The organism is Pediococcus pentosaceus (genome assembly GCF_001437285.1).
Taxonomy (GTDB): domain Bacteria; phylum Bacillota; class Bacilli; order Lactobacillales; family Lactobacillaceae; genus Pediococcus; species Pediococcus pentosaceus.
Window position 1 is genome coordinate 52089 of sequence record NZ_JQBF01000005.1, and the last position, 12159, is coordinate 64247.

Annotated in this window: 12 protein-coding genes; 2 read left to right on the forward strand and 10 right to left on the reverse strand. The window is 35.2% G+C overall.

The window, feature by feature from the left end:
* Positions 1-158: 158 nt before the first annotated feature.
* The gene (locus tag IV86_RS08800) at positions 159-302 is read left to right on the forward strand and encodes an SPJ_0845 family protein (RefSeq protein ID WP_011673516.1); all 144 of its coding nucleotides are present in this window, start codon (positions 159-161) and stop codon (positions 300-302) included.
* A 43-nt stretch (positions 303-345) separates the two neighbouring features.
* On the opposite strand, the gene IV86_RS06390 is transcribed toward IV86_RS08800, so the two are convergent.
* The 8 genes from IV86_RS06390 to rpsO form a co-directional block, all read right to left on the reverse strand.
* Complete coding sequence (locus IV86_RS06390; protein ID WP_002833441.1) at positions 346-636, reverse strand: nucleoside triphosphate pyrophosphohydrolase family protein; 291 nt, start codon at positions 634-636, stop codon at positions 346-348.
* A gap of 1 nt (position 637) precedes the next feature.
* Entirely contained in the window at positions 638-1225 is a 588-nt protein-coding gene (yihA, locus tag IV86_RS06395; protein ID WP_011673517.1) for a ribosome biogenesis GTP-binding protein YihA/YsxC, read from the reverse strand.
* A 99-nt stretch (positions 1226-1324) separates the two neighbouring features.
* Entirely contained in the window at positions 1325-2581 is a 1257-nt protein-coding gene (clpX, locus tag IV86_RS06400; protein WP_056979445.1) for an ATP-dependent Clp protease ATP-binding subunit ClpX, read from the reverse strand.
* A 139-nt stretch (positions 2582-2720) separates the two neighbouring features.
* A complete protein-coding gene (tig, locus tag IV86_RS06405; protein ID WP_011673519.1) occupies positions 2721-4028 on the reverse strand; it encodes a trigger factor in 1308 nt (435 codons plus the stop codon).
* 140 nt (positions 4029-4168) lie between these two features.
* A complete protein-coding gene (gene tuf, locus IV86_RS06410; protein WP_002833446.1) occupies positions 4169-5356 on the reverse strand; it encodes an elongation factor Tu in 1188 nt (395 codons plus the stop codon).
* A 183-nt stretch (positions 5357-5539) separates the two neighbouring features.
* Complete coding sequence (locus IV86_RS06415; RefSeq protein WP_232625432.1) at positions 5540-6415, reverse strand: hypothetical protein; 876 nt, start codon at positions 6413-6415, stop codon at positions 5540-5542.
* Positions 6408-8120: a ribonuclease J gene (locus IV86_RS06420; protein ID WP_002833448.1), complete on the reverse strand. Its 1713-nt coding sequence runs from the start codon at positions 8118-8120 to the stop codon at positions 6408-6410. Before IV86_RS06420 ends, IV86_RS06415 begins: the two co-directional genes overlap by 8 nt.
* A 124-nt stretch (positions 8121-8244) precedes the next feature.
* Positions 8245-8514, reverse strand: a complete 270-nt coding sequence (gene rpsO / locus IV86_RS06425; protein ID WP_002833449.1) for a 30S ribosomal protein S15 — start codon at positions 8512-8514, stop codon at positions 8245-8247.
* 205 nt (positions 8515-8719) lie between these two features.
* On the opposite strand from rpsO, the gene rpsT reads away from it, so the two are divergent.
* Positions 8720-8974, forward strand: coding sequence for a 30S ribosomal protein S20 (gene rpsT, locus IV86_RS06430; protein WP_002833450.1), 255 nt, complete (start codon positions 8720-8722; stop codon positions 8972-8974).
* Between the two features lie 25 nt (positions 8975-8999).
* Here the strand turns inward: rpsT and holA are convergent, their stop codons facing one another.
* On the reverse strand, positions 9000-10019 hold the full coding sequence (gene holA / locus IV86_RS06435) for a DNA polymerase III subunit delta (protein ID WP_002833451.1): 1020 nt from the start codon (positions 10017-10019) through the stop codon (positions 9000-9002).
* The gene (locus IV86_RS06440; protein ID WP_029258049.1) at positions 10016-12133 is read right to left on the reverse strand and encodes a DNA internalization-related competence protein ComEC/Rec2; all 2118 of its coding nucleotides are present in this window, start codon (positions 12131-12133) and stop codon (positions 10016-10018) included. The genes holA and IV86_RS06440 overlap by 4 nt, the downstream gene beginning before the upstream one ends.
* Positions 12134-12159 lie beyond the last annotated feature (26 nt).

A 12159-nucleotide genomic window follows, 5' to 3' on the forward strand; every position in this document is an offset into this window, starting at 1 on the left:
CTAATATACATCTATACCCTTTGATATAAAAGAATTTTATTTAAAATATGAATTTTTATACATTAAAATATATAATATTCACTATAAATATGAATAATTTTTATTTTCTGACAAATGAAATTTTTTTTGGTATTATGGTCGGAAAGAGGTGATTAGAAATGGGACTCACTGTTAAAAGAAATGATAATCTCGAAAAAATGTTCGATCAATTAACAACTCAAACTAAAACTTCCGTAGAGGAAAAAGAAAAGAAAAATAAATTTCTTGCTAAAGGTACTAATAAAAAAGATTCAAAAAAATAAACCACAATCATCAGCATTAATGCTGTTAATTGTGGTTTTTTATTTACTTAAAGTTGCCGGGATAACGCTTTTCAAGTGTGGCAATATTTTGTTTGGCCACCTCATCGAAAGGAATATCAGCCCATTCAGCAACTTGAGAAAGATACCATAGAACATCGCCCATTTCTTTGGTAAGTTGTTCTTTATCAAGATCAGCTCCACGGAACGTATAGTTTTTAACTAAATTCACAACCTGTCCGCTTTCTCCGGCTAGTCCTAAAGCACAATTCGTTAAAACTTGTTCATTGCCAAATAGGGTTTTATTTGCAGTACGTTGGTATTCATTAAATTCCATGCTATTCTCCCATCCTATCTTCAATCCATTTCCAAACTTCTTCTTTTCCCATTTTAGTTTGAGCAGAGAACATTTGGAAAGCACTACTTCCATCAAAATCTAGTGCCTTTTTAATTTTACTTTCGTGTTGATTCCATTTTCCTCGAGCAATCTTATCACTCTTAGTAGCAACGACTAGAACGGGAATATCATAATAACGTAGATATTGATACATGGTGATATCATCGTCAGTTGGTTCATGGCGTGCATCAACCAGTGAAATTACGCCTTTAAGCTCTTTACGGGAGGTGATATACTTTTCAATCATCTTCCCCCATTTTTCACGTTCTTTCTGAGAAACTTTTGCATAACCATAGCCTGGGACATCAACAAAGAATAATTGATCTTCAACCCGGTAAAAATTTAAAGTTTGTGTTTTACCTGGTTGAGATGATGTCCTTGCATATGATTTACGGTTAATTAACGTATTAGTTAGAGACGATTTCCCGACGTTAGAGCGTCCTACCAAAGCAATCTCAGGATAACCTTGTTCTGGATATTGATCGGGTCTCACTGCACTAATCTGTAATTCTACATTATGGACTTCCATTACTTCTCCACCTTCCAATTTCTGCTTTTAATGATAACATGAATCAACAAAAAAAGAACCAGACTAAAGGAACTTATAGCCTGATTCTTAAAACTTAGACTACGATGCTTGTTCGTCGATTAACTCAACTTCAGGTTCCACACCTTCAATAACAGTCTTTTTATTTACCGTAACTTTTGCAACATCATTGCGAGAAGGAATTTCAAACATGATATCTCGCATGACATTTTCAATAATTGATCTTAACCCACGAGCACCAGTATTACGACTAATAGCTTGGTTAGCAATCGCATGCAAGGCCTGTGGTGTAAATTTAAGTTCTACGCCATCTAGACCTAATAACGTCTTATATTGCTTAACTAACGCATTCTTAGGCTCTGTTAAGATATGAACAAGATCTTCCTCAGTTAGTTTTTCCAACGCTGAAAGAATTGGTAAACGTCCAATAAATTCTGGGATTAAACCAAAGTTAAGCAAATCTTCTGGAATAACTTGTTGCATCAAACTCTTATCTTCTTCAACAGTGGTACTTGCATTTGTACCAAAGCCAATGGTCTTATCACCTAAACGATTTTTAACAATTGTCTCGATGCCATCGAAAGCACCACCAACAATGAATAAGATGTTCGTCGTATTAATTTGGATAAACTCTTGTTGTGGATGTTTTCTTCCTCCTTGAGGTGGAACATTAGCAATCGTTCCTTCTAGGATTTTTAAAAGGGCTTGTTGCACACCTTCACCGGAAACATCACGAGTAATTGACACATTTTCGCTTTTCTTAGCGATTTTATCAATTTCATCAATGTAAATTATTCCACGTTCTGCAGCTTCAACATTGTAGTCCGCATTTTGCAATAACTTAAGTAGAATATTTTCGACATCTTCACCAACATACCCTGCTTCCGTCAATGTGGTTGCATCGGCAATCGCAAAAGGTACATTTAAAATTTTAGCCAAACTTTGAGCCAAGAAAGTTTTTCCTGAACCAGTAGGTCCAATTAAACTAATATTACTTTTCTGGAGTTCTGGTTCATCTTCGTCAGCTTTAGTTTCAGCCATTTTATTGATTCGTTTGTAATGATTATATACAGCAACCGATAATGTCTTTTTAGCTTCTTCTTGTCCAATAACATATTGGTTAAGATAATCTACAATCTCTGCAGGAGTTGGAACATCCGTGATTTCAGTTGGTACGTTTTCTGAAGCCAACTCTTCATCAATGATTTCCTTGCAAAGATCAACACATTCGTTACAAATATAAACATCTGGGCCAGCAATAATTTTCTTTACTTGATCTTGGGTCTTACCACAAAAAGAACAAGTAACTGGTTCATTCGTTTGTTGATCATCAAACAATTCTGTCACCTCTCAAATGATTTTTACCACTATCATCATAGCAAAATAAACGACTATAAGCCAATTTCTATAACTTTAGTGGTTAATAAACAAAAACGATTTTGAGATAAAACCTCAAAATCGTTAAAAATAGTTTTAATTATTTTTTAGCAGCCTTTGATTTTGGTTCTTCAATTGCTGAGTCTTTGATAAGTTCAACAGCTGATTTAATAGCAACATCATGCTTGATCATATCTTCTGAAAGAGCTGAGCGAACAGCTTTTTCTTCCATGCCGTATTGTTCTGCTAAATCTTTGATTTCAGCAGCAACTTCGTCATCTGAAGGATCAATCTTTTCAGCTTCAACGATTGCTTCTAAAACAAGAGTTGTCTTAACACGGTTTTCAGCACCTTCACGTAATTGGTCACGTAATTGGTCTTCTGATGAACCAGTTAATTGGAAGTACATTTCAGGGCTAATTCCTTGTTGTTGCATGTTTGCAAGATATTGGTTAACTTGACGATCAACATCTTCATTTAACATTGCTTCTGGAATTTCTGCAATTTCAGCATTGTCAACAGCAGCTTGAACAGCTTCTGTCTCTTTAGCATCACTAGCAGCTTGGATCTTACGTGATTTAATTTCTTCTTTTGTCTTAACTTTTAAATCTTCAAGAGAATCAACATCTTCGTCAACATCCTTAGCGAATTCATCATCAAGTTCAGGTAATTCCTTAGTCTTGATTTCATGAATCTTAACCTTAAACAAGGCATCCTTACCTTGTAAGTCTTCAGCTTGGTAGTCGTCAGGGAATGTAACGTTAACATCTACATCTTCATCAGTATTATGACCAATCAATTGATCTTCAAATCCTGGAATGAATGAGTTTGAACCTAATACAAGGTCGTAATTGTCAGCTTTACCGCCATCAAAAGCAACGCCATCAACAGAACCATCAAAATCGATTGTTACTGTATCGCCGTTTTCTGCTGGTTTGCCTTCCTTAAGAACTAATTCAGCTTGTTGTTCACGTTTCTTTTCAATTTCTTCGTCAACTTCTTTTGAAGTTACACGTGTGCTTTGCTTGATAACTTTAACGCCTTTGTATTCGCCAAGCTTAACTTCTGGCTTAACTGTAACAATTGCACTTAGGACCCAAGCTTCGCCTTTTTCCATGCTTTCAACATCAACTTGTGGTTGATCAACTGGTTCAATACCAGCTTCTTTGATAGCAGCTTCATAAGCCTCTGGTAACACGATGTTCAAAGCATCTTGGTACAATGCTTCTTCACCATACATCTTATTGAAGATTTGGCGTGGAACGTGTCCCTTACGGAATCCAGGTACGTTCAATTGTTTTTTAGTACGATCGAACGCCTTATCAACGCCTTCTTTAATTTTGTCAGTACCTACTTCGAAAGTTAATTTACCTTCGTTAGTACCTGTTTTTTCCCATTTTGCAGTCATTGTGTTCCCTCCGACAGATGATTTATTTCATTACAATTCTGGATTGCATACGCTTATAATCTTAACGTATATGGTTTGAAAAGTAAATAAAAATACAACAAAAAAACCCGCAAAAGCGGGTTTTTATTAAGCAATTAAGCTTAGTCGTCGATTTCTGATACAACACCAGCACCAACAGTGTGTCCACCTTCACGAACAGTGAACTTAGTACCTTTTTCAATAGCAACTGGTTCGATAAGTTCTACAGTAAATGTAACGTTATCACCAGGCATAACCATTTCAACGTTGTCAGGTAATTCAATAACACCTGTTACATCAGTTGTATGGAAGTAGAATTGAGGACGGTAGTTTGAGAAGAATGGAGTATGACGTCCACCTTCATCCTTAGAAAGGATATAAACTTCACCCTTGAACTTCTTGTGTGTTTGGATTGAGCCAGGAGCAGCCAAAACTTGTCCACGGACAACATCTTCACGGTTAACACCACGTAGAAGTGCACCAATGTTATCACCAGCTTCACCAACATCAAGAGTCTTACGGAACATTTCAATTCCTGTAACAGTTGTCTTTGTTACGTCTTCTTTAAGACCAACGATTTCAACTTCGTCACCGACTTTGATTTCACCACGATCGATACGACCAGAAGCAACAGTACCACGACCAGTAATTGTAAATACGTCTTCAACAGGCATCAAGAATGGCTTGTCTGTAGAACGTTCTGGTGTTGGAATGTATTCGTCGATTGTATCCATAAGATCCATGATAACTTTTTCTTGTTCTGCATCGCCTTCAAGAGCTTTCAAAGCTGAACCGCGAAGTACAGGAACATCGTCACCAGGGAAATCATATTCAGATAGAAGTTCACGAACTTCCATCTCAACAAGGTCAACTAATTCATCATCATCAACAAGATCAGTCTTGTTTAAGAAGACAACGATGTAGTCAACACCAACTTGGTGAGCAAGAAGGATATGTTCACGTGTTTGTGGCATAGGACCATCAGTTGCAGCAACAACTAAGATAGCACCATCCATTTGTGCAGCACCAGTGATCATGTTCTTAACGTAATCAGCATGTCCTGGAGCATCGATATGAGCGTAATGACGCTTTTCTGTTTCATATTCAACGTGGGCTGTGTTGATTGTGATACCACGTTCCTTTTCTTCTGGAGCAGCATCAATATCAGCGTAATCTGAAGCTTTAGCTAGTCCTTTTTCTGACAACACTTTTGTAATAGCAGCTGTCAAAGTAGTTTTCCCATGGTCAACGTGGCCAATTGTACCAATATTTACATGGGGTTTTGTTCTTTCGTAATGTTCTTTTGCCATTAATACGAACCTCCTGTATGTCGTAAGAATCACTCAGCATTCAAAATGAATAACTAGATCCTTTAAAAAATATTATACTACATCCTCCACGAAAGGCAAAGCACCGTCAGAGAATCCTCTAGTATTGTATAATAATCGAGTTTATTTTGTAAACTAAAATATTTTATTAATTCGATTTTTTTCTTACTCTTCAAATAAGTTAATCATGATTTGATTCAATTCTTTGAACGCTTTTATATCTTTCCCCTCAAAAAACTGTTTCTTTAGCGCTGTAAGCCATTCTTCTGAGGTAGGTAGGACACGCTTTGAAAAAGGATAGGAAAGCTCATATAGCAATTCAGCTTGCTGCTGTAGCATTTCTGATTGAACTGGATCATTATAGTTTTCAATAGCTTTTTTTATTTTTTTCCACATCTCATCAGTTCCTAATAAGTCCTTTGGAAACACTTCATATTCTTTTTCATCAATCCAAATAAAGCGCACTGGTTCCTCTAATCTCATCAAAACCAAGTCTTTTAAAATTGAAACACGCGTTATTTGGTTTGAAAACGGATCAACTAAATTAAACTTTGCCGCCCGTTTAAAGTTACTCCATGGTAAATAGTAAGCTTTTTCAATTACAGCAGCTTGCTGAATAACCCTCTTATCACCTAGATGGTAAAAATCTCGTTCGTTTTCTTTCACAGTTTTAGGAAAAGCAATCGCATATTCATTTTCTTGATTCTCGAGAAAATTTAAATATTTCTTTAAATCTGGCGTAGTCTCTTCATAATAGTTAAAAAGTTCTTTTCGAGCTAAACTAAAAATTTTTGTTTGAACCAGCGCCTCAAAATAATCTCTAAAAGTATTTTTCTGCTCAATGAACTTAGCTGGTTGATCACGAATCAACTCAATCGCTACCTTAAATTGTTTATTTTCAACGTAAAAATGAATTAAAACACGGATTAATTCATCATCTTGTTTTAATTCATTCTCAGTTTCAAGAATATGAATAGCTTCTGCACGTTGACCTGTTTTCCAAGCTTCATTTGCTTTGCTAATTACATTCATATTATTCATCGTCTTTAGATTTATTCGATTTTTTGCTCTTCTTATGATGTTGGTTCACTTCCATAATTACTGGTAAAATTACTGGACGTCGTTTCGTTTTATCGTATAAGAATTTACCTAATTGGTCACGTACATCTTGCTTCAAATGTCCCCAATCGAATTCTTTATTATCGAGATTAGCTTGCACTGCTCGTTCAACCAAGTCCGAACTTTCTTGAATTAAATCTACACTTGTTTTAGCGTAAACAAACCCTCTAGACGTAATTTTAGGTTCTTTAATAATGATTTTCTTCTTACGGTCAATTGTCACTACCGCAATGAAAACCCCATCTTCAGATAAAATTTTACGATCTCGAAGAACAATGTTACCGATGTCCCCTACACCAATCCCATCAATCATTGTATTTCCGACCGTAATTCCTTTACCTAGGAACATTTCACCATCTTTATATTCTAAAACATCACCCTTTGAAGCAATGAAAATTTGATTTTCATTGAGACCAACTTGTTCTGCAAGTTCTTTATGAGCTACTAAAAGACGGTATTCGCCTTGAATCGGAATTAGAAATTCTGGCTTAATTAGATTAAGCATTAACTGTAAATCATCTTTGCTAGCATGACCTGTAGCATTAGCTCGGTCTGAAATCGACTTAACTTCGGCTCCAGCACGATACAACATATCTTTAGTCTTAGCAAACGTTGTTTCCATCGCATGGGAAGGATTAGTAGCTATTACTACCAAATCACCTGGTTGAATCTTAAGATTTCCCTTTTTTCTAGCGGCCATTTTTTGTAAGGCTTTGATGGGTTCACCCAATTTACCAGTTTCCAAAATAATCGTTTCTTCTGGTTTCAACTTATCTAGTTGGTTTAAAGGAACAATTAATTCGTCATCTGGAATGTTTAATTTATTTAACTCGATAGCTGTGTTAACAATCTTCTCTAAATCATGTCCCGTTAAAACGACTTTTTTATCTGATTTAGCTGCAGCGTCAATCACCTGTTGAATCCGTAAAATATTCGAAGCCACTGAAGCTACAATTACCCGACCTTCATGGTATTTAATTGTCTCAGCCATTACATCAGCAATATCAGTTTCATTAGATGAACGTTCTGGATTTTCGGCGTTAGCAGAATCACTTAAAAGCGCGATAACTTTTTTACTTCCAATTTGTGCTAGCCGTCCGAAATCTGTCTGATATCCATCAGTAGCCGTTTGATCAAATTTAAAATCACCAGTATATACAATTTGTCCTTCCGTACAGCTCAACACAATTCCAAGTGATTCAGGAATTGTATGCGTAGTCTTGAAAAACGAAACAGTAACGTCGCCAAAATCAATTTCTTTCTTGTCATCTACCACATGGAAATTATCGAATGCTTTAAGTTCAGGGTCATCATTAACCGTAATTTTAGCCAAGGCAATGGTCATTTCTGAACCAAAAACCGGTACATTAATTTCTTTTAAGAAATATGGCAAAGCACCAATCGCGTCAGCATGCCCGTGAGTTAGGAACACACCCACAATTTTTTCTTTGTTTTCAACCAAATATGAAATATCTGGGATTACAATATCAATACCCAGCAATTCATTTTCCGGGTATTTTAGTCCACAATCCAAGATATAAATATCATCATGAATTTGAACAGCATACATATTCTTTCCATTTTCGCGAACACCGCCAAATGGAATTATTTTTATTGTGTCACTCATTTTTTCACCTACATAAATTAATTTTTTATTTTCCGCACAATACATACTTCCTTAATTCTAGCATAGATTAAACGCCAAAAACAAAAAAGCCTCCTGAATTAACAGGAGGCAAAAAAATATAATATTAACGACGAAGACCAAGACTCTTGATTAAATCACGGTAACGTTGTACATCTGTCTTACGTAAGTAAGCAAGAAGGTTACGACGATGACCAATTTTCTTCATCAATCCACGTTGTGAATGGAAATCTTTACGATGAACACGTAAATGTTCGTTGATTTCGTTAATATCAGCTGTCAAAACTGCGATTTGGACTTCAGCAGAACCAGTATCGCCTTCGTGACGAGCATACTTTGCAATAATTTCGTTTTTCTTTTCTTGTGAAATTGCCATGTTAAAACACCTCATTCTTTAAATTCCCCAAGACTGAGTAAATCGTCGGCAGATCGATGGACTAAGTAATGGGTTTGCTATTATCAAGCAGTATCTAGTTTAACTAATATAATGAAAATTTTCAAGTGCATTCAAGCATTGCAATAATTACGGGTCATCTGTATAATAATATTGTTGTACTAACCATATTCTGGAGGTGAATAAAATGCCAGTTATCAAATCTGCAATGAAACGCGTTCGCACAAGTGAAAAAGCTGCTGCTCGCAACCGCTCACAAATGAGTGCAATGCGTACAAGCATCAAAGCATTCGAAATTGCTGCTACAAACAACGCTGAAAACGCTAATGAACTTTTACAAACAGCTTACAGTCGTATCGACCGAGCTAAGTCAAAAGGTTTAATTAAAGCTAACAACGCCGGCCGTAAGAAGTCACGTTTAGCTAAAATGCTTAGCAAATAAAAAAACACCGGATTTCCGGTGTTTTTTATTTCCATCCATTTTTAAATTTAACTAAGAACAACTCAAAGAGTTCCTTCGGATCTCGTTGGGTTGTTTTTAATTGTTCTTCTAAATCAACCAACCCCATATAAGCATTTTCGAGACTTTGAATATTAAACTGACGCACAGATTGCATTGCTAACTTAATTCGGTAAGGATGCGCCTTTAACTCTTGTGCTAGCTTTCCTTGTGAGAAACCTCTCTCCATCAATATTTTAACTTGCAGCAACAATCGAAATTGGCTAACCAAAGCCGCGTTTATCCTTAGTGGCTGTTCTTGATTTAGGAGTAATACAGAATAATCATCGATTGATTTACGTAAATTTCCTTGCATTAATACATTGATTAAGTCAAAAACATTTTGGTTTAAGCTCTTAGGAACTAATTTTTGAACGGCATTCAAATCAATTTTCTCTGTTCCCGATGCATATACAGTTAATTTCTGTAATTCATTAATAATTTGTGCTAAATCATTATCCGTCCTTAAAATTAATTCATCTAACGCATCACTGTCAATTTCTGTTCGTTTCTCATCAACGTATTGCTGGATAATCTTCCGAGTATCGCTTTCTTTCGGTGAATTAGCATCGATAACTTCTACAATCTTTTTTAAGTCTTTGACAATTTTTTTCCGACCATCGAGTTTTTCATATTTTGCAGCGATTAACATAATTGTAGTAGGTTCCGGATTTTTAATATAGCTAAGCAACCCGTCCAAGTTAAACTTTAATTTAGTTTTTTCACCAGTCAAGAATACAGGGTTATTTAAAATGACCAAACGATAATCGCCAAAAAAAGGGGCAGACTGTGCATCATCTAAGACCATCCCTAAGTCCACATTTTCAAGGTCATACGTTCCTACGTTCATTACCCTTTGATCTTCAGGAATGAAATCAATTAATTCTTTTTTGACCGCTTTCTGGATATAGTTATCAGGACCTTCAACCAAATAGATTGACTTCAATTGCCCTTGTTTAAGTTTTTTTCTTAAATCAGTTAATTTCATTGAATAATACTTTCCTTTTCATCTATTCCTGTCTTCCATCTTCCCATACCATTCAAAAAATATCTATAAGAAATCATTCCTTCATCCTGTGTCGAAGCGTAAGGAATCCCCATTGAATTCAAGCGATTTATAACTTCTAGATTTGGATGTCCATACCGATTATGACGCCCAGCTGAAACAATAGCTAATTTAGGCATAATTACTTTTAGAATTTCTTCAGAATTAGCCGTCTTACTCCCATGGTGCCCTAATTTAAAAATATCCACCCGTTGATTTAATACACCACTTTCTAACAATTTACGTTCACCAGCTAGGTCTAGATCACCTGTTAGTAGTAAATTTTTACCACCCACATTACCAGCTAAAACTAAAGAATCACCATTTTCACCCTTTCCAGCTTGAAACGGATACTTAATTTCCATTGGTAAGTGATCAATTTTCGTCCCCGCTAAGCACGCAATCACCTTTGTATTGCGTCGGATAAATGGCAATATTTTTCGTTGATAATTTTGAGTTGTATCAACCCCCACCGGAAAAACCAAATTTTTCACTTTAAAATTGTTTAAAATTTCACTGGCTTCTCCAATATGATCAACATCTTGATGCGTCAAACATAAATTATTTAACTTAGATACTCCTATACTTTGTAAATAATTAATTGAACTATTCTTAGCGATGGTATGCTTCATTGCAACCGGCTTTTTGCCAAATTGCATTTTACCGCCTGTATCAATTAACGTTACTGTTCGATTAAACGGTTCACGAATTAAAATGCTATCGCCTTGACCTACATCAAAAAAGGTGATTTCACCATACGGGTTCAATTTAAACCAACTCCACAACCCCAGCCAAATCAGACTATAGAACGTTAACGCTCTTTTCTTAAATTTACTTTGCTTTGTTGAAATAATTTTTAGCGCTAATATCACCATGAATAAAGTGATCAGCCGCGAAGGTTTACCTACTTGAATTAATCCCGGTAATTTATCTAAATATTTCAAAGTTACTTCGAACATCATAATAATTGGATTTAATAGCACCATTAATTGGGGAATTGCAAAAGCTACAATTACGATTGGAACGATTACACTCGAAAAAATCGGAACAATAATTAAATTAAAAACCATCGTTAATAAGTGGATTTTGTATGTTGAAAATAGAATAATTGGTAATTCTACCAAAAATAATTTTATTCCTGTTGTCCAGCTATTTTCCATTTGTTGCATAATTAAGACAAAAGATAATAAATAACTAAGTTGCCCACCCATCTGAAGTAAGACAAACGGATTAAGCCATAAATTGACTAATAAAACTAAGCACCAGCTATCAAGCGTACTAACTTTTATAGCTATTTTTTTAGTTATCAACTGAACTAAAACTAATACCACCGCGCGAAATAGGCTAGTACTTCCCCCACCCAAAATAAAATAGAGGGGTAAAACTCCTATTTGGGTTATCTCCATCGTTTCCCTTTTAATTTTAAATCTAGTAAAAACAATTTCAATTAACTTGATGAAATAAAACACATGTAATCCTGAAATACAAAACAAATGAATAATACCCATATTACGTAACTTAGTGCTATTTTCTTTTAGATAATCCGTCTGTTCCCCAAGGATAATCCCCATACAATAACTCTGTAGTGGTTCCTCTAACTTTGTACATCTTTTCAATAATTTTTTACGCCAACTATGTATCTTAGCAATCAAACTATTTTTAGTTAAAATATTATATTCTATCAGACTAGCTTTACTCACTTTAAAATAAACTGCCTTACCATACATAATCCGTCGAAAATCAAATTGATTTATATTCGTTGGTCGTTCAAGCGGTTCAATATTCCCCTTAATTTTAAATTCAACTACTTTTTGAGTTTTACTAATTTTTTTTAAATCGTCAACCGTTTTAACTGGAATAAAAACTTGCAAGCCTTTACGGTTAACATTGTTAGTATATGCTCGAATTGAAACGCCGTCTTCCATTGGCTTAATTTCATCGGGATAAACTCTCAAATCAATTTCAATATCACTTCTACTTTGGTTATAAGTATTAATTGAATTTGCTTTATGACTAAAGTGAATAAAAAAACAGACACTAATCAATAATGCCTGCATTACCACTGTAAGTTTTTTTAAACATA